This window comes from Variovorax flavidus (assembly GCF_030317145.1).
Classification (GTDB): Bacteria; Pseudomonadota; Gammaproteobacteria; order Burkholderiales; family Burkholderiaceae_C; genus Variovorax; species Variovorax flavidus.
In genome coordinates this window covers 531,705-550,931 of the sequence record NZ_JASZYE010000002.1, presented here as the reverse complement: position 1 = coordinate 550,931, position 19,227 = coordinate 531,705, and the positions used below count along the sequence as shown (strand labels likewise).

General features: G+C 66.3%; 25 protein-coding genes. 9 read left to right on the top strand and 16 right to left on the bottom strand.

What is annotated here, in order from left to right; all coding sequences use genetic code 11:
• Positions 1–10 precede the first annotated feature (10 nt).
• From minD to QTH90_RS13240, 6 genes are all read left to right on the top strand, one after another.
• A complete protein-coding gene (minD, locus tag QTH90_RS13265; RefSeq protein WP_286570396.1) occupies positions 11–826 on the top strand; it encodes a septum site-determining protein MinD in 816 nt (271 codons plus the stop codon).
• Positions 827–829: 3 nt separating this feature from the next.
• Positions 830–1,102, top strand: a complete 273-nt coding sequence (minE, locus tag QTH90_RS13260; protein WP_286665008.1) for a cell division topological specificity factor MinE — start codon at positions 830–832, stop codon at positions 1,100–1,102.
• 119 nt (positions 1,103–1,221) lie between these two features.
• A complete protein-coding gene (locus QTH90_RS13255) occupies positions 1,222–1,653 on the top strand; it encodes a bacteriohemerythrin (protein WP_286665007.1) in 432 nt (143 codons plus the stop codon).
• Positions 1,654–1,761: 108 nt separating this feature from the next.
• The gene (azu, locus tag QTH90_RS13250) at positions 1,762–2,214 is read left to right on the top strand and encodes an azurin (protein WP_286665006.1); all 453 of its coding nucleotides are present in this window, start codon (positions 1,762–1,764) and stop codon (positions 2,212–2,214) included.
• A 71-nt stretch (positions 2,215–2,285) separates the two neighbouring features.
• On the top strand, positions 2,286–2,771 hold the full coding sequence (gene phaP, locus QTH90_RS13245) for a TIGR01841 family phasin (RefSeq protein WP_286665005.1): 486 nt from the start codon (positions 2,286–2,288) through the stop codon (positions 2,769–2,771).
• Positions 2,772–2,890: 119 nt separating this feature from the next.
• A complete protein-coding gene (locus QTH90_RS13240) occupies positions 2,891–3,136 on the top strand; it encodes a hypothetical protein (protein WP_286665004.1) in 246 nt (81 codons plus the stop codon).
• 12 nt (positions 3,137–3,148) lie between these two features.
• Here the strand turns inward: QTH90_RS13240 and QTH90_RS13235 are convergent, their stop codons facing one another.
• The 3 genes from QTH90_RS13235 to QTH90_RS13225 all read right to left on the bottom strand — a co-directional run bounded on the left by QTH90_RS13235 (position 3,149) and on the right by QTH90_RS13225 (position 4,627).
• Complete coding sequence (locus tag QTH90_RS13235) at positions 3,149–3,580, bottom strand: RcnB family protein (protein ID WP_286665003.1); 432 nt, start codon at positions 3,578–3,580, stop codon at positions 3,149–3,151.
• Between the two features lie 119 nt (positions 3,581–3,699).
• A complete protein-coding gene (locus QTH90_RS13230; protein ID WP_286665002.1) occupies positions 3,700–4,014 on the bottom strand; it encodes a hypothetical protein in 315 nt (104 codons plus the stop codon).
• A 28-nt stretch (positions 4,015–4,042) separates the two neighbouring features.
• Complete coding sequence (locus QTH90_RS13225) at positions 4,043–4,627, bottom strand: cob(I)yrinic acid a,c-diamide adenosyltransferase (protein ID WP_286665001.1); 585 nt, start codon at positions 4,625–4,627, stop codon at positions 4,043–4,045.
• Between the two features lie 68 nt (positions 4,628–4,695).
• On the opposite strand from QTH90_RS13225, the gene QTH90_RS13220 reads away from it, so the two are divergent.
• Entirely contained in the window at positions 4,696–6,120 is a 1,425-nt protein-coding gene (locus tag QTH90_RS13220; protein WP_286665000.1) for an FAD-binding oxidoreductase, read from the top strand.
• A 20-nt stretch (positions 6,121–6,140) separates the two neighbouring features.
• Here the strand turns inward: QTH90_RS13220 and QTH90_RS13215 are convergent, their stop codons facing one another.
• The 12 genes from QTH90_RS13215 to QTH90_RS13160 all read right to left on the bottom strand — a co-directional run bounded on the left by QTH90_RS13215 (position 6,141) and on the right by QTH90_RS13160 (position 15,822).
• Positions 6,141–6,716 (bottom strand): VapC50 family PIN domain-containing toxin, encoded by a 576-nt coding sequence (locus QTH90_RS13215; RefSeq protein ID WP_286664999.1) that lies wholly within the window; start codon positions 6,714–6,716, stop codon positions 6,141–6,143.
• A 4-nt stretch (positions 6,717–6,720) separates the two neighbouring features.
• The gene (locus QTH90_RS13210) at positions 6,721–7,185 is read right to left on the bottom strand and encodes a helix-turn-helix domain-containing protein (protein ID WP_286664998.1); all 465 of its coding nucleotides are present in this window, start codon (positions 7,183–7,185) and stop codon (positions 6,721–6,723) included.
• Between the two features lie 201 nt (positions 7,186–7,386).
• On the bottom strand, positions 7,387–8,283 hold the full coding sequence (locus QTH90_RS13205) for a CsgG/HfaB family protein (RefSeq protein ID WP_286664997.1): 897 nt from the start codon (positions 8,281–8,283) through the stop codon (positions 7,387–7,389).
• A 107-nt stretch (positions 8,284–8,390) separates the two neighbouring features.
• Positions 8,391–9,332: a ParB/RepB/Spo0J family partition protein gene (locus QTH90_RS13200; RefSeq protein ID WP_286664996.1), complete on the bottom strand. Its 942-nt coding sequence runs from the start codon at positions 9,330–9,332 to the stop codon at positions 8,391–8,393.
• A 5-nt stretch (positions 9,333–9,337) separates the two neighbouring features.
• The gene (locus QTH90_RS13195) at positions 9,338–9,880 is read right to left on the bottom strand and encodes an RBBP9/YdeN family alpha/beta hydrolase (RefSeq protein WP_353506613.1); all 543 of its coding nucleotides are present in this window, start codon (positions 9,878–9,880) and stop codon (positions 9,338–9,340) included.
• 26 nt (positions 9,881–9,906) lie between these two features.
• Complete coding sequence (locus QTH90_RS13190; RefSeq protein ID WP_286664994.1) at positions 9,907–10,773, bottom strand: ParA family protein; 867 nt, start codon at positions 10,771–10,773, stop codon at positions 9,907–9,909.
• A gap of 59 nt (positions 10,774–10,832) precedes the next feature.
• Positions 10,833–11,447, bottom strand: a complete 615-nt coding sequence (locus QTH90_RS13185) for a LysE family transporter (RefSeq protein ID WP_286664993.1) — start codon at positions 11,445–11,447, stop codon at positions 10,833–10,835.
• Between the two features lie 59 nt (positions 11,448–11,506).
• Positions 11,507–12,145, bottom strand: coding sequence for a 16S rRNA (guanine(527)-N(7))-methyltransferase RsmG (gene rsmG / locus QTH90_RS13180; protein ID WP_286664992.1), 639 nt, complete (start codon positions 12,143–12,145; stop codon positions 11,507–11,509).
• Entirely contained in the window at positions 12,142–14,088 is a 1,947-nt protein-coding gene (gene mnmG, locus QTH90_RS13175; RefSeq protein ID WP_286664991.1) for a tRNA uridine-5-carboxymethylaminomethyl(34) synthesis enzyme MnmG, read from the bottom strand. The genes rsmG and mnmG overlap by 4 nt, the downstream gene beginning before the upstream one ends.
• A gap of 408 nt (positions 14,089–14,496) precedes the next feature.
• Complete coding sequence (locus QTH90_RS13170) at positions 14,497–15,408, bottom strand: transglutaminase-like domain-containing protein (RefSeq protein ID WP_286664990.1); 912 nt, start codon at positions 15,406–15,408, stop codon at positions 14,497–14,499.
• A gap of 52 nt (positions 15,409–15,460) precedes the next feature.
• Positions 15,461–15,637 carry a hypothetical protein gene (locus tag QTH90_RS13165; RefSeq protein WP_286664989.1) on the bottom strand — a complete coding sequence of 59 codons (177 nt, stop codon included), beginning with the start codon at positions 15,635–15,637 and terminating at the stop codon, positions 15,461–15,463.
• Positions 15,634–15,822, bottom strand: a complete 189-nt coding sequence (locus QTH90_RS13160; protein ID WP_286570413.1) for a DUF1328 family protein — start codon at positions 15,820–15,822, stop codon at positions 15,634–15,636. The genes QTH90_RS13165 and QTH90_RS13160 overlap by 4 nt, the downstream gene beginning before the upstream one ends.
• Positions 15,823–16,000: 178 nt before the next feature.
• Between QTH90_RS13160 and gstA the strand changes: the two genes are divergently transcribed.
• Complete coding sequence (gene gstA / locus QTH90_RS13155) at positions 16,001–16,609, top strand: glutathione transferase GstA (protein WP_286664988.1); 609 nt, start codon at positions 16,001–16,003, stop codon at positions 16,607–16,609.
• A 91-nt stretch (positions 16,610–16,700) separates the two neighbouring features.
• Here the strand turns inward: gstA and QTH90_RS13150 are convergent, their stop codons facing one another.
• Positions 16,701–17,933, bottom strand: coding sequence for a YbfB/YjiJ family MFS transporter (locus tag QTH90_RS13150; RefSeq protein ID WP_286664987.1), 1,233 nt, complete (start codon positions 17,931–17,933; stop codon positions 16,701–16,703).
• Between the two features lie 114 nt (positions 17,934–18,047).
• Here QTH90_RS13150 and QTH90_RS13145 point away from each other — a divergent pair, with 114 nt between their 5' ends.
• Positions 18,048–19,148 (top strand): alkene reductase, encoded by a 1,101-nt coding sequence (locus tag QTH90_RS13145; protein ID WP_286664986.1) that lies wholly within the window; start codon positions 18,048–18,050, stop codon positions 19,146–19,148.
• Positions 19,149–19,227 lie beyond the last annotated feature (79 nt).

Genomic DNA, 19,227 nt, shown 5'->3' with positions numbered 1-19,227 from the left:
AGGAATGGCAATGGCCAAAATTGTGGTGGTGACCTCGGGCAAGGGCGGCGTCGGCAAGACGACCACGAGCGCGAGCTTTGCATCGGGGCTCGCCCTCGCGGGCAAGAAGACGGCGGTGATCGACTTCGACGTGGGCCTGCGCAACCTGGACCTGATCATGGGCTGCGAGCGGCGCGTGGTGTACGACCTCATCAACGTGATCCAGGGCGAGGCCAACCTGAGCCAGGCGCTCATCAAGGACAAGCAGTGCGACAACCTGTTCGTGCTGGCCGCCTCGCAGACGCGCGACAAGGACGCGCTGACGCAGGAAGGCGTCGAGAAGATCCTGAAGGAACTCGCCGACCAGGGCTTCGACTACATCGTGTGCGACTCGCCCGCGGGCATCGAGGTCGGCGCGCTGATGGCCATGCACTTCGCCGACGAGGCGCTGGTCGTGACCAACCCCGAGGTGTCCTCGGTGCGCGACTCCGACCGCATCCTGGGCATGCTGAGCTCCAAGACCAAGCGCGCCAAGGAAGGCGGCGAGCCGATCAAGGAACACCTTCTGATCACGCGCTACAACCCCAACCGCGTGGCGGGCGGGCAGATGCTGTCGCTGGAAGACATTCAGGACATCCTGCGCATCAAGCTGATCGGCGTCATTCCCGAATCCGAGAGCGTGCTGCAGGCGTCCAACCAGGGCGTGCCTGCGATCCACGACAAGGACACCGACGTCGCGCAGGCCTACACCGACGTGGTGGCGCGCTTCCTGGGCGAAGACAAGCCGATGCGCTTCGTCGACGCCGAGAAGCCGGGCTTCTTCAAACGAATCTTCGGAACGAGGTAGCCAATGTCCCTCTTTTCCTTTCTGCTGGGTGAAAAGAAGAAAACGGCCAGTGTCGCCAAGGAGCGGCTGCAGATCATCCTTGCGCACGAGCGCAGCAGCCTGGGCGGCAAGCGGCCCGACTACCTGCCGGAGCTTCAGCGCGAGCTGATCGCGGTGATCTCGAAATACGTGTCGATCAAGGCCGAGGACATCAAGGTCCACCTCGAGAAGCAGGACGATCTCGAGGTGCTGGAAGTCAAGATCGAATTGCCCGACGCTGCGTTCGCGGCGCGCTGAGGGCGCATCCCCGGGGCAGCGGCCGATCCCGTCCGGCGGGATCGCGCAATGCTTGTCCCACATCAAATGCGCGGACGCGGTGCGCAGATAGCCTTGTGCTTTTCCATCAAGGAGATCACATGGCTGCCACGGCTGCACTCGACGCGCTCTCCCTCGACCTGCCATTCATGGACGAGGCCCACGGACGTTTCATGGGCCTGCTCGCGATCGCCGACTCGGCCGACGACCGGAACCTGCCCGACGCATGGCGCGACCTCGTGGCGTGCGCCTCGGAGAGTTTCGCGCGCGAAGACAGCTGGATGGACGCGACCGGCCACGCATCGCGCAGGGACCATCACCTCCAGCACCGCGTGGTGCTCGAGGTGATGCGCGAAGGCATGGTCCTGGCCGACGAGGGCCAGTGGCTCCACGTCCGGCAGATGGCGTGGCAGTTGCGGGACTGGTACTGCAAGCACGTCCAGACCATGGATGCGGCGCTGGCGCTGCACCTGCGGGGCACGCGCTTCGCGCCGGATCGCGCTGCCGCAGCGCTTGCTGCCGCGGCCGCCTGATCGCAACGGCGTTGACCCAGATCAGGAAAGGGGGACCGCCGCAGCCGACAATGCGGCGATCGCGGACGCACGGTGCGTCCGCCTGACCTCGACTCAGGAGACCCATCCGTGCACTACCCTCGCCTCGCTGTCATCGCCGCACTGGCGCTCGCCTCCGTCCCTGCCCTCGCCGCCGACTGCACGGTCGAGATCGAAGGCAACGATGCCATGCAATTCAACAAGTCCGCCATCGAGGTGAGCCAGAGCTGCAAGGAATTCACCATCAAGCTCAAGCACACCGGCAAGCTGCCGAAGCAGGCCATGGGCCACAACTGGGTGCTGAGCAAGACGGCCGACGTGGCGGCCGTTGCCGCCGACGGCATCTCGGCAGGCGCGGCGCAGGACTATGTCAAGGCCGGCGATGCCCGCGTCGTGGCGCACACGAAGATCATCGGCGGTGGCGAGAGCGACAGCGTCAGCTTCTCGCCGTCCAAGCTCGGCGCGACCGAGAGCTACACCTATTTCTGCTCCTTCCCGGGCCACTCTTCGCTCATGAAGGGAACGCTGAAGCTGGTGAAGTAGCGGGCAGGGCTTCCACGAAACCGCCCGGAGGGCTATCGTGGCAGCCCCAACACCCATCTGGAGACTACGCAATGGCAACCAGCAAATCGAGCACCACCAGCGCAAAGAAGGCACGCCCCGCGGGCATCCCGACGGCGGAAGACGTCCAGGACGCTTTCATCAAGCCGCTGAAGGGCATGGCCGAGCGGCTCCAGAGCCTTCCGCTGGCGGGCTCCATCGTCGAGAGCGGGCGCAAGGACCTGCAGGCGCTGGTGCAGGCCAACGAGAAGTCCTACCAGGGGCTCCAGGCCGTGGTCCAGCGCCAGACCGAGATGCTCAAGAGCTCGATCGAGGATTGGCAGGGCACGGTGAAGGGCATGGCGGCGGGCACGGACCCGCGCGAAAACCTCGCCAAGCTCGACGCCATGGGCAAGGCGGCGTTCAAGCAGGCGCTCGACGACATTCGCGAGCTGTCGGAGATGGCGGCGAAGTCGCAGTCCGAAGCCTTCGACGTGGTGCGCCGTCGCATTCAGGACAACGTGGACGAGGTCAGCAAGCTGTTGAAGCAGCGCAAGTAAAGGTCCATAGGGACAAGCCTCGGGGTTTGTCCTGCGCGATAACGAGAAAAAGGTCCGTGACGAAACGTACAGGAAGCGTACATTGGTGCGATCTCCTCAGCGATCAGATCGAATCAGCCATGGCATCGAATTCTCAGACGCGCGTTTCTCTCAAGGCGGCCGCCGACGCTGCCGCCCGTGAACGACTGCGGCAGGCCCTGCCCGCCACGGTCGGGCACCTGCAGCAGCACCAGGCCGACCAGATCGACGATAACGACATCGATGCCTACGTGAGACTGAACTGGCTCGAATGGCACGGCGGCGGGCTGCGCCTCACGATCACCGGGCGCAACGTGTGCGCCCAGATGGCACCCTCCGCTGCCTGAGCCTGCGCCGGCCTACTGGCCGACGATGATCTGCGCGATCAGGCCGGTAGCGACCGCCGCCAGCACGAAGTCCCCACCCACGCCCACCCACTGGTAGCCGCGCGGCGGCTGGTGCAGGCGATGGCCGCGCCAATCATTGACGACGTAGCTGCGGCTCCGGTATTCGCTCGGCACGCGACCGCCCCTGCGCCATTCGACGTGCGGGTTGGGATAGGCCGGGCGGCTGTACTGCGGGCCCGGACGGAAGTCCTGGGGGCGCTGCTGATAGTGGCCGTTGTTCGGGCCGCCCTGGCGGTGGTGTTGCTGCTGCTGCTCGTAGCGGTCATGGCGGTCGTCGTGGCGATCGGGTCCGCGATCGAAACGGCCGTCCTGCGCGAAGGCACTTCCCGCCATGCACATCGCCAGCGCTGCGGCTGCGACTGCCATGCTCTTTGACTTGTTCATTCTGGAACTCCTTCTGCGTTGATGAGGAGTCCAGTGTGGAATGCGCATGTATCGCGCTCACCCGGTGCATGTACGCGCGAGGTGAAGCAAGGTAAAGCCGGGCGAAGGCCCGGCTTGCGTCACGGCGTGTTGCCTTGCGGACCGATCGCCGGCGCGGACGGCCTGGCGCCCGAATGGGGCGAGAGCTTGCGGCCCAGCGATTCGCCCCAGCGCCGAACCGGCGCGCTCGCGCGCTCGGCCGTCGTGTCCACGCCCCGTCTCGTCGCGTTGCCTGCGCGCTCGATGCCACGGCCGGTGGCGTCGGCACCGCGTTCGATGCCGCCCAGCACCTTGCTGTCGTGCGTGTTGCCGGTGGCTGCGTGAGCGGGAAGCACCAGTGCGCCGAGCACGATCCATGCGGCTGCCGGGGCCAGGATGGTGCGGGTTCTCTTCATTGGGGACATCTGCTGAATTTCCTTTGTCTCAGGTTTCGGAAGCCTGCTCGTCCGCGGCGGCTCGCGCCATGCGTTCGCTCTTCCAGTACACGTCATCGCCGCCGTCGACGCGGTTGAGCACGCGCGCCAGCACGAAGAGCAGATCGCTCAATCGATTGAGATAGCGGCGCAGCGTATCGTTGATCTGCGCATCCGCGCCCAGTGCCACGACGGCACGCTCCGCCCGCCGGGCCACGGTGCGGCACACATGCGCGAGCGACGCGGCGCGCGTGCCCGCCGGAAGAATGAACTCGGCCAGCCGCGGCAGCGCCGCGTTGTGCTCGGCGAGCGCGTTGTCCAGCTGCAGCAGCGCGTCGGGCTTGAGCAGCGTGTAGCCGGGCATCGACAGCTCTCCGCCCAGATTGAACAGCTGGTGCTGCACGTCGACCAGCAGCTCGCGCACCCCGTCCGGTATCGGCTCGCACAGCAGCACGCCGATGTTCGAGTTGAGTTCGTCGACGTCGCCCATCGCGTGCACGCGCAGGTGGTCCTTGGGCACGCGCGTGTTGTCGCCGAGGCCGGTGGTGCCGTCGTCGCCGGTGCGCGTCGCGATCTGTGTGAGGCGGTTGCCCATGAGGGTGTCTTCCGTGGCTTTTGAGGGTGCGGTTCGTAGAATGTTAGACCCTTCAGGAGATCGCCTCGATGAACGCCCCCACCGCCCTTTCCCATCTCACGCCGGAGATTGCGCTGCGCGAGGTGCCCGACGCGCTGATCGAGGCCCTGAAGGCCCGCTTCGGCGACCGCTGTTCCACGGCGCTGGCGGTGCGCACGCAGCACGGCCGCGATGAATCCTCCTTCGACGCACCGCCGCCTTCCGCCGTGGTCTTTGCCGAGAGCACGCAGGACGTGGCCGATGCGGTCAAGCTCGCGAGCGACTACAGCGTGCCGGTGATCCCCTTCGGCGTCGGTTCTTCGCTCGAAGGGCACCTGCTCGCGGTGCAGGGCGGCATCAGCATCGACGTGAGCCGCATGAACCGCGTGCTGTCCGTCAACGCCGACGACCTCACCGTGACGGTGCAGCCCGGCGTCACGCGCAAGCAGCTCAATGACGAGATCAAGAGCACCGGCCTCTTCTTCCCGATCGACCCCGGCGCCGATGCCTCGATCGGCGGCATGGCGGCCACGCGCGCGAGCGGCACGAACGCCGTGCGCTACGGCACCATGCGCGAGAACGTGCTGGCGCTCGAAGTGGTCACGGCCAGCGGCGAAGTGATCCGCACCGGCACGCGCGCCAAGAAGTCATCGGCGGGCTACGACCTCACCCGCCTGCTGGTCGGCAGCGAAGGCACGCTCGGCGTGATCACCGAAGTCACCTTGCGCATCTACCCGCTGCCCGAAGCCGTGTCGGCCGCGATCTGCTCCTTCCCGAGCATCGAGGCCGCGGTGCGCACCACCATCGAGGTCATCCAGCTCGGCGTGCCGATCGCGCGCGTGGAACTGATCGACGTGAACACCGTGCGCATGGTCAATGCCTACTCCAAGCTTGGGCTGCGCGAGGAGCCGATGCTCCTGATGGAATTCCACGGCTCGCCGGCCGGCGTGAAGGAACAGGCCGAGACCGTGCAGGAACTGGCGAGCGGCCACGGCGGCAAGGCCTTCGAATGGGCCAGCACGCCCGAGGAGCGCACGCGCCTCTGGACCGCACGCCACAACAGCTACTTCGCGGCCGTGCAGTCGCGTCCCGGCTGCCGGGTGATTTCCACCGACACCTGCGTGCCGATCTCGCGCCTGGCCGATTGCCTGCTCGAATCCGTGACCGAGGCCGACGCCAGCGGCATCCCCTACTTCCTGGTCGGCCACGTGGGCGACGGCAATTTCCACTTCGGCTATCTGCTCGATCCCAACGCACCCGAAGAGCGCGTCGCGGCCGAGAAGCTGAATCACGCGCTGGTGTCGCGCGCCCTCGCACTCGAAGGCACCTGCACGGGCGAACACGGCGTCGGCCTGCACAAGATGGGCTTTCTCGTGGACGAAGCCGGCGCGGGTGCGGTCGACATGATGCGGACGATCAAGCGAGCGCTCGATCCGAAGAACATCATGAATCCCGGGAAGATTTTCAGCCTGTAGCGCGCCTCGACGCGCCGGGTTCAGATCAGCTTGGAGGCTTCGGCAAGGTAGACCGCCGTCTGCGGCAGGCCGCGCAGCTCCAACGCCTTGACGAGTTCCTCGGCAGAGCGCGCGGGGTGGGTCCAGGTCGCGCGCATCTCCTTGATCGCGGTCAGCGCCGCCAGTTCATGCAGTTCGAACTGGTTCATGATGAATTCGTCCGGGTGCTGCGCCTCGATGTGGTGGACGGCGAGCACCTCGGCGGGAAAGTCCTTCAGGTTGTAGGTCACGATGGCGTCCGCGTGGCCCGCGATCGCCGCGGCCAGGACATGGCGGTCATCCGGATCGGGCAGCTCGAGGCCGGGGATGAGACTCTCGTGACCCACGACGAGGCAATCCGGGACCGCCTCGCGCATGAGGAGCACGGTGCGTTCGATCGCCCTCGCCTGCCCCGGCATTTTTTCGAGCAGGTTGCGCGTCCACTCGTTCTCGATGGTCGCGCTCCACCGCGCGTGGTACAGGCCCGCGAAGGTCAGCCGCATCAGGATGTCGCGCACGAGTTGCGGGTACAGCACGCAGGCGTCGAGGATCGCGGTGAACCGCGCGGAGCCCGCCATCGACTCAGAACTCGAAGCCGGCTTCCTGGGACACGCGCGCCAGCTCGTCGAGCGCGTCGCGCGACTTCTGGCGCGACGCGACCTGATAAGCCAACAAGTCCTCGAACGCGATGCGCCGATGGCGGCCAACCTTGCGATGCCTCAACCGCCCCTCCTCTATCTCCTTGATGACAAAGGGGCGCGAGACGTTCAGGAACGAGGCCGCCTCCTGGGTGGTCAATTCGGCCTGCTGCGGCACCAGCATGAGGGGCTGGCGCGCCGCCATCGAGCGCAGCACGTGGGCGAGCAGATGCAGGGCCTTGGGCGGCAGTTTCAGGACCGGCGCCGTCTGGCTCTCATCGTCCAGATCGAGCGTCACGTCGATGTGATCTGCCTTCGAGTGGTCGAGCGCGGTCACGAGGCACCGGTGGGCCACGGCGGCCATTTCGGCCTCCATCTGCGTGGCGGGTTCGAGCAATTCGGTGGTCATGCGGCTATCTCCTTCGAGCAGATCAACGGGCAGCCAGGTTCAGGCCGGCACGCTGACACGAATGACCGAGCATAAACGAAATAAACGCAGCATTCGAAGTAATCGCAAATTCACTTGCGACAAGGTTGGCGAATGCCAGCCGCCATGAAAAAAGCCCGGGGCTCGAAAGAGCCACCGGGCTTTTGCACCCTGAGCGCTGCCTTATTTTTTCGTGTTGGAGCCGGAGCGCGGAGCCGCCGGCGCCGAAGTCTGTGAAGGGGCCGCTCCACCGTCCACGCCCAGCCGGCCGCCGCCGCCGAGCCCCTGGCCCTGGACCGTCTGTGCCTTGTAGTTGCGCAGCGAGACGACCATCTGGTTGAACGCGTCCATGAAGGCGGCGCTGATGACCTTGCCTTGCGCCGTGTTGGTGTAGCCGCCGAGCCCTGCCGCGGCGCTGCCGCCGAACACCGAGCCGAAGGCGCCGAAATCGGTCTTGGACGCGCTGCCTTCCGACGCGGACACCTGAACGCCCGAGCGGTTGTCGACCAGCGTGAGCATCGCGCTGGCCTCCTTGGTCTGCATGCTCCCCCCGACGGCCGAGAGCACGCCGCTGTAGCGGCCGCCCACCAGGCCGCCGAGTGCGCCGCCCACGCCGCCGGCGTTCTGGTTGCTGAAGACGATCTCGGGCGACAACGCGTAGTCGGAGGCGACCATCTGGCCGGCGCCGAAGTTGCTGCCCTGCCGCATCTCGCCCGATTGCATGAGCTGGCGCTCGCGGGACATGGCGTTCATGCCGGCCGCGCTGCGCTCGACCACCACGAAGCAGTTCGATTGCTGGACCAGCAGGCGCAGCAGGTTGGCCGTGGGCGGCAGCTTGTATTCGTTGCGGATGATGGTGTACCAGCCCGCCGACTGGTTCTCGACCAGCGAGACCGTGCCCAGCGGCGACGCGCACTTTTCGAGCGCCGTGTTGGTGTTGGCCGACGCACTGCCGGCCGCGCTGCCAGTGGCCACCGTCTTCGCGCTCTGGCTGCCCATTTGCATGTCCGTGGTTTCACAACCGGTCAGGAACAGCGCGCCCAAGGCAAGGGCCGCGAGCGGAAGTCTCGTGTTGTCCATGGCTGGATCCCTCTTAATACTTTCTGGTTAAAAACGAAACCAGAGAATAGGCTGAAGTAACCGGATGAATCAATCGCCCGGACAGCCAGGAATCCGCCGCAGCCGAACTATGCCGTTTGGCGGATGCGGTCGATCAGTCCGTTGAGCGCTTCGAGCGAACCGAAGTGAATGGCCAGTTCGCCGCTTTCCTCGATGCGGCCGCCGCGCTTGCTGCGCTTCTTGATGCGGACTTCGACTTCAGCCGCCAGGAGGTCGGCGAGTTCTTCCTCGACCCGCAGGAGGTCCCGCGACTTCTCGCCGGCGCCGCGGCGCGGCGAAGGCGTGAGGCTGAACTCGGCCGCCAGCTTCTTGACCAGCGCCTCGGCCTCGCGCACCGACATCTTCTTGGCGGCGATCTGGTTCGCTGCGGTGATCTGGGTGCCCTTGTCGAGCGACAGCAAGGCACGGGCATGGCCCATGTCGATGTCGCCGGCCATGAGCATGGCCTGCGCCGGCTCGGCCAGGTTCAGCAGGCGCAGCAGGTTGCTGGCAGCGCTGCGGGACCGGCCCACGGCTTGGGCCGCCGACTCGTGAGTGAGCCCAAACTCAGCGACCAGGCGTTGCAGGCCTTGAGCTTCTTCCAGCGGATTGAGGTCTTCGCGCTGGATGTTCTCGATCAGCGACATGGCCGCGGCGGCTTCGTTCGGCACGTCGCGCACGAGCACGGGCACGCTTTCGAGCCCGGCCAGGCTGGCCGCGCGGAAGCGGCGCTCGCCCGCGATGATTTCGAACTCGGCATTCTTGGCGCGCGCCATCTCGGCGTCCAGGCGACGGACCAGGATGGGCTGCATGATGCCCTGCGCCTTGATGCTCTCGGCCAGTTCGTACAGGGCGCCCTCGTCCATGCGGGTCCGGGGCTGGTAGACGCCGGGGACCATCTGGTCGAGATTCAGGGTCGTGGGGTTGGGCGGTGCGACATCATCGGCGGTCGCGGTGTCCGGCCCGTTGAAGGTGGGCCCGAGCAGGGCTTCGAGTCCGCGGCCGAGGCCCTTGGGTTTTTTGGTGGCCATGGAGGTCAGTCTTCTTTCAGTAGGTCGTTCAGCAGCGCGCGGCCTTCGGGCCAGTCGCCCAGGCCGGATTCGCTGTTGATGTGGCCGCGAGCGCCGGCGTCTCTATATATAGAGTGCCAGTCGCGCGCCATCTCCCGGGAGCGGGCCGCATCGCAATAGGGATCGTCATGCGCTGCCACCATCAGGGACGGAAACGGCAGCGGCTGGCGGACGATGGGCGCCCAGCCGGGAATCATCTGGCGGAGGTCGTCGCGCTCCAGGTCCCCGGGTGCCACCAGCAGTGCGGCGCGGACCTTGCCGGTGTGGCGCGAGTGCGCTGCCCACGCTGCGACCAGGATGCAGCCGAGGCTGTGCGCCACGAGGACGACCGGGCCGGGCGCCGCGAGCACTTCTTCCTCAAGCCGGGCGGACCAGTCTCCGCGCAGTGGGCGCATCCAGTCGTGCTGCTCGACGCGGTGGTCGCCGTAGATCGCCTCCCAGCGGCTTTGCCAATGGTCAGGGTCGCTGTTCTGCCAACCAGGCAGCAGCAGGGTTTTCGTGACGGTCATCTGGGGCGAAGAAGGATGGGATGAGCTCAAGGGCTTTCGGGCACCTGGTCGGTCACCGTGGGCGGGTCCATCGGGACTGGCGCGACGGGGGCGACAGGCACCGGTGCCTCAGCCGCCAGTGCGCTCGCGGGCGGCATCTTCTCGACCAGTTCCTGGGCGAAGGCCACGAAGGCCTGGCTGCCCTTGGCGCCCGGATCGAAGACCACGCCCGGCAGTCCGTAGCTGGGCGCTTCCGCCAGCCGCACGTTGCGCGGGATCACCGTATCGAACACCTTGTCGCCGAAGTGCCCCTTGAGCTGCTCGCTGACCTGCTGCTGCAGCGTGATGCGCGGATCGAACATCACGCGCAGCAGGCCGATGATCTGCAGATTCTTGTTGAGGTTGGCGTGCACCTGCTTGATCGTGTTGACCAGGTCGGTCAGCCCTTCCAGCGCGAAGTACTCGCATTGCATGGGCACGATCACGCCGTGCGCGGCACACAGCCCGTTCAGCGTGAGCAGGCTCAGGCTCGGCGGGCAGTCGATCAGGATGAAGTCGTATTCGGCACCGACCGCAGCCAGCGCGGTCCGCAAGCGCTTCTCCCGGCGGTCCAGCGCGACCATTTCGACCTCGGCGCCGGCCAGTTCGCGGTTGGCACCCAGGACGTCGTAGCCGCACTTTTCGGCCGTCACCCGCGCCTCGGCCACCGAGGCCGATTCGAGCAGCACGTCGTAGACGGTCGTTTCCAGCTGGCGCTTGTCGATGCCCGAGCCCATGGTGGCGTTGCCCTGCGGATCGAGGTCGATCATCAGGACTCGTTGCCCCACCTTCGCCAGGCCAGCCGCAAGATTGACGGTCGTCGTGGTCTTGCCGACGCCGCCCTTCTGGTTCGCAATGCAGAAGATCTTTGCCATGGGTCAGGCGCCTTGCCGGAGGTCGAGCGGTGGAATGCGGGCTGGGAGACTTGTCATGCTTACCTGGAGATCGCCAGCTTGAAGCCGAAAGCGATCAGGAACACACCGGCCAGCTTGTTGAGGGTGCCCGAAATGCGGGGGTTGGCGCGCATGCGCTCGGCCAGGAAGTGGGTCAGCAGCGTCGCGATCAAGCCGTACATGAAGGTCAGGACCGCGATCGTCAGGGCCATGACGGCGAAAGTCGTGAGGCCCTGGTGACGGGCCGGATCGACGAACAGCGGGAAGAACGCCATGTAGAAGACGATGGCCTTCGGGTTCAGCAGCGTGATCGCCAGCGCCTGACGAAAGTACTGGCCGGCGCGAATATTGAGGATGGGCGCAGCGCCCGGCTTGGCGCGCAGCATCTTGAACCCGAGCCAGGCCAGATAGCCGGCCCCGAGCCACTGGACGGCGCTGAAGGCAGCCGGGTAAGCGTTCAGGAGGGCGGCCACGCCGGCCACTGCCGCCCACATCAGAACCTGGTCACCGGCGATCAGGCCGATGGTGGCGGCCAATCCGCCGCGGATGCCGCCCTTGCCCGTCGAGGTGATCAAGGCCAGATTTCCCGGTCCGGGGATCGCGAGGAAAAGGATGATGGCCGCGACGAACGCGCCGTAATCAGCGATGCCGAACATGAAAATTGCCTCAAATGGGAAGCGTCGAGTCTAAGCGAGGTCGACGCGGCGGACGCTGATCAGGCGGCCGGTTTTCGCATCCAGACGATGCAACGCTCGGCATCGAGGCCCGGAACCGACAGTTGTTCCACGTGAAACACTGCCGCTTCAGGCGGAAGTTGAGCGATTTCATCGTCGGGCGCCCTGCCCTTCATGGCCAGCCAGACGCCATCCGGCGCCAGCAAATGCGCTGAGCCGGTGATGAAATCCGGCAACGATGCGAAGGCGCGGGAGCTGATGACGTCGTAGCTGCCGGTCAGGGACTCGACCCGCGCATGCAGGCCGCGCAGGTTGCGAAGGCCCAGTTCCGATGCGACTTGCTGAACGAACGCCGCCTTCTTGGCGACCGCATCCAGGCAAGTGACGTCGATGTCATCCCGCAGGATTGCGATCACGACGCCCGGCAGCCCTGCCCCGGCGCCGACGTCCAACAACCTGGCCGCCGTGGGCCGCTCACGCCGAAGCGGCAGGATGACCGAAAGACTGTCGAGCAAATGGTGGGTCAGGACGGTCGATGGATCTCGCAGCGCCGTCAGGTTGTAGACCTTGTTCCATTTCAGGATGAGCGCGCCGTAGCCCAGCAGCTGTTCGCTCTGCCGGTCCGTCAATTCGATGCCGAGCTTTCCTGCGCCATCGCGCAGCAGTTGTTCCTGGCTCATTCCGCAGCTTGGGGCTCGACCGCCGCGTCCTGCACGAATGCGCGATGTCCGCCCTTGCGCAGGTGAATCATCAGCAGCGAAATCGCAGCCGGCGTCACGCCGGAAATCCGCGAGGCAATGCCCAGAGTTTCCGGGCGATGCTTGGTCAATTTCTGACGAACTTCGAAACTCAGCGCCTTGACCTGGCCATAGTCGAGGTCGACTGGCAACTTCAGGTTCTCGAAATGCGCTGCCCGTTCGACTTCGTCGTGCTGGCGATTGATGTAGCCGGAGTATTTGGCGGCGATCTCGATCTGCTCGATTTCCGTTTCGCCCAGTGGCTCGCCGGAGCTGTACTTGCCGCCGTCTAGCGACATCAGCGATTCGTAGCTGACATTGGGCCGACGCAGCAGGTCGCCCAGGTTGTATTCGTGGTCGATCGCCTTGCCCAGAACCCGCTCCGACTCGGCGGCCGGCAGATTCCGCGGGTTGACCCAGATCGAACGCAGGCGCTCTGTTTCACGTGAAACAGCGTCGCGCTTCCGCGAGAAAGCATCCCAGCGGGCGTCATCCACCAGACCCAGCTTGCGGCCGGCTTCGGTCAGGCGCATGTCGGCGTTGTCTTCGCGCAGTTGGAGGCGGAACTCCGCCCGGCTGGTGAACATGCGGTAAGGCTCGGTCACACCCTTGGTGATCAGGTCGTCGACCAGCACGCCCAGGTAGGCTTCGTCTCGACGGGGTAACCAGGCGGCCTCCCCCCTGCACTGCAGTGCAGCATTGATCCCGGCAAAGAGACCTTGGGCAGCCGCCTCTTCATAGCCGGTCGTGCCATTGATTTGTCCGGCGAAGAACAGGCCATTGATCGCCCGGGTCTCGAAACTGCTCTTCAACTCCCGTGGGTCGAAGTAGTCGTACTCGATCGCGTAGCCCGGACGCAGGATGTGCGCGTTCTCCAGACCGGCCATCGACCGGACCAGCTGGTACTGGATATCGAAAGGCAGGCTGGTCGAGATCCCGTTCGGGTAGTACTCGTTGGTGGTCAGCCCTTCCGGCTCCAGGAAGATCTGGTGGCTTTCCTTGTCGGCAAAGCGATTGATCTTGTCTTCGACGCTCGGGCAGTAGCGCGGTCCGATGCCGTCGATCTTGCCGGTGAACATCGGGCTGCGGTCGAAGCCGGAGCGGATGATGTCGTGCGTGCGAGCGTTGGTGTTCGTGATCCAGCAGGGCAACTGCTGCGGATGCATGTCCGCGCGGCCCATGAAGCTGAACACGGGCATCGGCCCGGCACCGCCCGGCATGCCGTCGCCGGGCTGCTCGGTGCACTTCGAGAAGTCGATGCTTCGCCCGTCCAGGCGCGGCGGCGTCCCGGTCTTCAGCCGCCCTTGGGGCAGCTTCAGTTCCTTCAGGCGCGCCGAGAGGCTGACCGCCGGCGGGTCGCCCGCGCGTCCCGCCTGGTAGTTGTCGAGGCCGACGTGAATGCGCCCGTCCAGGAAGGTCCCGGCCGTCAGCACCACGGCACGCGCACGGAATGCAATGCCGACTTGCGTGACGGCACCGACCACCCGGTCACCTTCGATCATCAGGTCGTCCACGGCCTGCTGGAACAAGGACAGGTTCGGCTGGTTCTCCAGCCGGCGCCGGATCGCCGCCTTGTAGAGCACGCGGTCCGCCTGTGCGCGCGTCGCCCGCACGGCCGGCCCCTTGCTCGAATTGAGAATGCGGAACTGGATACCGCCCTCGTCCGTCGCGATGGCCATGGCGCCGCCCAGCGCATCGACCTCTTTCACCAGATGCCCCTTGCCGATGCCGCCGATCGACGGATTGCAGCTCATCTGGCCCAGCGTCTCGATGTTGTGGGTGAGCAGCAAGGTGCGGGCGCCCATCCGCGCGGAGGCCAGCGCGGCTTCGGTGCCGGCATGGCCGCCGCCGACGACGATCACATCGAATTCTTCGGGGTACAGCATTGGGAGTGGGCGCACTGTCGCGTGCGCTGCGGAAAGGGGGCACCAATTTTAATCGCCCAAGCCCCTTCGTGCGACTTCTGGGGACATGCAGCCCCAACACACCGAACCCCGTCCTTCAGGCATCCCGCCTAGACATGTTGCTATCATTTTTATAGCAACCGCCAAGAATGCCGCAAGACCGCCTAAACCACCCCACAGGCCCTCCAGGGCGCCAGTCCAGAAATACCGCGGAACCGGCTCTGCCGGGCCGCAGGTATTGCCCCCGGTAGGGGGTAGGCGGCTACACGAAGTGAGCAAGCCTGGGGGCGAGTTCAGAAACACCGCGGAACCGGCTTGCCCGGGCCGCCGGTATTGCCCCCGGTAGGGGGTAGGCGAAACGACACGAAGTGCGTGCAGCCTGGGGGCGAGCTAGACCACATGCGCCGCAGCCTGCCGCTGGTCCGCCGGGTCGTGCGGCATCACCGGCACCGGCTTTTCGATCCCCACGAGCAGCCCGCTGGGCTCGGGCGCTGCCGAGGCCTGAACGCCCTCGTCCTGCAACTCCCGCACCGTCAAGGTCTTCCCCGTCATGCTGACCGGGCCGAAGATCGTGCAGAACGCGACGTCCTTGGCATCGCGCCCGGTGCCCACGCGAACGAGCCGGTCGACGGGCGCCATGCGGGTCGCATCGAACAACACCCACTGCCCGCCAAGCCAGGCCTCGAACACCGCATGGAAATCCTGCGGCGGCTCGTCGAACCAGACATAACCCACCACAAGCCGCGCCGGGATGTTCAGCGCGCGGCAGAAGGTGATGCCCAAGTGCGCGAAATCGCGGCACACGCCGGCGCGTTCGACGAACACCTCGCTCGCCGTCGTCGTCGACACGCTGCTCCCCGGCTCGTAAGTGATGCTCTCGTGGATCCAGTCGACGATGGCCTGCACGCGCCCGATGCCGGGCGGCAGATCGCCGAACAGCTGCTGCGCACAGCGCGACATCAGGTCCGACTCGCAATAGCGCGTCGGCATCATGTAGTGAAGGATCTCGTTGGGCACTTCGTTCACCGGCACCTCCGGCAGATCGGTCGGCACGTCGACGTGCGAGCGCTGCACGCTGGCCCGGTAGCGGATCTTCAGCGGCCCCGGCTGCGCGTCGAAGCGGATGAAGCGGTTGCCATTGCCTTCATCGCAGAAGGCCTGCATCTCCACGGGCGGCTCGATCACCAGATCCTCGCTGATCAGGGCCTGCGTGCCGCTGCGCGCAGCCTCGATGTTGAGCAGCAGGTGCGAGGGCGCGGAGACCTCGTATTCGAGCACCGCTTCCACGTGTGAGAAATGCATGATCTCCCTGCGCCCGCGGCACAGCCTATTTGATCGGACAGGTTTGAATGAATCAGGACTGGGCGCTGAACTGGCCGCGCAGCGAACGGCCCGAGCGGCCACGCCGCTCAGGCAATTGCCAATGAGACTGCGTCACGTGGAGCACACGCATCACGCGATGCGCCGGGCTCTGGAGCAACACCACCAGGGGCCGCACGCGCGGCCACCGCATCGGGGACGTGCCCATCATCGGTCCAGCGCCTTCCGGGCGGCACCCACGCCCAGCGCGGCCAGCACGAGAAACACGACCGCAAGGATCAGGAACAGACCGAACAGCACCTTGGCAATGCCGGCCGCACCCGCGGCAACGCCGCCAAAGCCAAGGGCACCGGCAATCAGCGAGATCACGGCAAAAACAATGGCGTACTTCAACATAGAGACTCCTGGCGATGGCCTATCCACCGCAGCGGCGCAAGCTTAGAAAGCCGCCGCGCCGATACTCATAGTCGCGGCGCGCAAGCGGCCGTAGGACAAAAACGCGATGGCTGCGAACCCGCTAGCATCGACCTCCCCTCCCAAATCTGCTTTCCGCTTTTTCATTGGAGTTTTTCGCATGAAGCTGTACTACTCGCCGGGCGCATGCTCGCTGTCCCCTCACATCGCAATGCGTGAAGCCGGCCTGGCGTTCGAACCCGTGCTCGCCAGCACCAAGAGCCACAAGCTCCAGGATGGCACCGACTACTACGGCATCAACCCGCTGGGCTATGTGCCCCTGCTCGAACTCGACGACGGAAGCCGCCTGCGTGAAGGCCCCGCCATCGTCCAGTACATCGCCGACCTGGCGCCCACCAAGAACCTCGCACCGGCCAACGGCACGCTGTCGCGCTACCGCCTGCAGGAGTGGCTGACCTTCATCGGCACCGAGATCCACAAGAGCTACTCGCCGCTGTTCAACCCGAACATGCCGGAAGAAGCCAAGAGCACTTTCAAGACCAAGCTCAAGTCGCGCTACGAATGGCTGGACAGCCAACTCGAGGGCAAGGAATACCTGATGGGCGAGCACTTCACGGTGGCCGACGGCTACTTGTTCACCGTCACCAACTGGGCGAAGCCGACGGGTGTCGACATCGCGTCTTTCCCCAACCTGAACGCCTGGCATGCACGCGTTGCGGCCCGCCCTGCGGTGCAGGAGGCCATGAAGGCCGAAGGACTGATCAAGTAGGCCCACCCCCAGGCTTGCCCGCTTCGTGTGGCCGCCTTCCCCCTTCGAGGGGGCAACACCCGCGGCCCGGCAAAGCCGGCTCCGCGGTGTTTCACGAATCAGGTAGTGCAGGCAGTGCTTTCTGCCGGGATGCCAGCAGCGCACCCGCCCACAGGGTGATGGCGGAGGCGACAAGGCCCCTGGCCAGTCCGCCTTCGCCATCGGAGATCCAGCCGGTCACGGTGGGCCCCACGATCTGCCCCAGCGCGAAGGCGATCGTGAAAGCGCTGATGCCGGTCGCCCACTGTGCGGCCGGCAGGTTGTGGCGCACCAGTGCGGTGGTCGACGCCACCACCGACAGGAACACCGCGCCGAACAGCAGCCCCGAAGCCATCGCCACGGGCCACGAAGGGCTCAGCACCGGCAGCATCGTCGCGACGCCCAGCAAGGCGTTGAGCACCGCCTGAGGCCCGCCGCCGCGAAAGCGGTCGAGCAGCCCCGCCCACAGCCGCGACGAGGCCACGCAGGCCACGCCGAGCAAGGCATAGAACACGGTAATGTCGGCGGGCTTCGCCCCCTGCTCGCGCAGCAGCGCGATCACGAAGGTCATGTAGCCGATGTAGCCGGCACCGAAGAGCGTGTAGCCGGCCAGCGCCCAGCCGAAGCGGCGGACGGGCGTCGCCGTGTGAGGCGCGGCATCGGAGGACGGCGCGGGCACAGGCGCGCGCGCCTCGATGGGCAAGGCCCGCATCGCCGACGCCAGGACCGCCGTCGAGATGAAGCTGGCCAGCGCCAGCGCCCACCATGCCCAGGCCCAGCCGTGCGGCTCGCCCGATGCGGCCTGCAGCACCGCCGGCACGAGCAGCGCCGACAGCGTGATGCCGAGCCCGGTGCCGCCGTAGTAGAGCCCCAGCAGAAAGCCCGAGCGCGACGGCTGCAAGGTGCCCAGCCGCGCCGCCAGCAAGCCGCCCGCGACGAACACCCAGGCACTCGCCAACCCGGCAAGCAGCCGCTGCAGCAGCAGCGCGGGCGCCGAGGTGAAGAAGCCGCTCGCCACCATGAAGAGGCTCGCCCACACCGCGCCGCCGACCAGCAATCGAACGGGCCCGAAGCGCCGCATCAGCGCTGGCGTCGTCAGCGCGCCGAGCAGGTAGCCGGCCGCATTCGCGGTGTTCATTCCGCCCGCGAGCGTGTAGCTCCAGCCGAGATCCTCACGCATCGGCGGCAACAGCAGCCCATATGAGAAGCGAGTGATGCCTAGCGACACCGCGGCCCCCAGGGACAGAGCGAGCGCAAGGCGCAAGGCCTGCGCGGGCGTGAGGGTGGCGGCGGTCGTGGGCGTCATGCGTGCGCGGTCATTCTGCGGCAACGCCTACCAGCAAATCGACAACCTCGCGACAGCGCGGTTGAAGTGTGGGGTTTACCCTTGCCCTCGTTCTCACAACAGCCATACAAAACAATGTCCACCCTCTTCGACCCCGTGCAGGCCGGTGACCTGAAGCTGAGCAATCGCATCGTCATGGCGCCCCTCACGCGCAACCGCTCGCCCAACGCGGTCCCGCGCGACATCACGGCCACCTACTACGCGCAGCGCGCCAGCGCAGGCCTGCTCATCACCGAAGCCACCGCCATCAGCCACCAGGGCCAGGGCTATGCGGACGTGCCCGGGCTCTACGGGTCGGAACAGCTCGACGCCTGGAAGCGCGTCACCGACGCCGTGCACGCCGAGGGCGGCAAGATCGTCGTGCAGCTCTGGCACGTGGGCCGCGTCTCGCACGTGGAACTGCAGCCCGACGGCGGCAAGCCGGTCGCGCCCTCCGCGATCACGGCGAAGACCAAGACCGTGCTGATCAAGAACGGCGTCCCCACCTTCACGGAAACCTCCGAGCCCCGCGCGCTCGATGCGAGCGAACTGCCCGGCATCGTGCACGCCTACGCAGTGGCCGCACGCAACGCGGTCGAGACCTCGGGCTTCGACGGCGTGGAGATCCACGGTGCCAACGGCTACCTGCTCGACCAGTTCCTCAAGAGCGGCAGCAACAAGCGCACCGACGACTACGGCGGCCGCATCGAGAACCGCGCCCGCCTGCTGCTCGAAGTCACGCGCGCCGTGGTCGACGCGGTGGGCGGCGGCAAGACGGGCATTCGCTTGTCGCCCGTGACGCCGGCCAACGATGTGCACGACGACAACCCGCAGCCCTTGTTCGACTACGTCGTCAAGCAGCTCGCGCCGCTCAACCTCGCCTACATCCACATCATCGAAGGCGCCACCGGCGGCCCGCGCGAGATCGACGATCGCCCCTTCGACTATGAAGCCCTCAAGGCGGCCTACCGCCAGGCGGGCGGCAAGGCCGCATGGATGGTGAACAACGGCTACGACAAGCCGCTGGCCGAGGAAGCGCTGAAGGAAGGCGATGACCTCGTGGCCTTCGGCAAGCCCTTCATCTCCAACCCCGACCTCGTTCGCCGGCTGCGCGAAGGTGCGCCGCTGAACGAGTGGGACAAGAACACGTTCTACGGCGGCGGCGAGGCCGGTTACATCGACTACCCCGTTCTCTGAACTCGCCCCCAGGCTTGCCCACTTCGTGTGGCCGCCTACCCCCTGCCGGGGGCAATCCCGGCGGCCCGGCGGAGCCGGT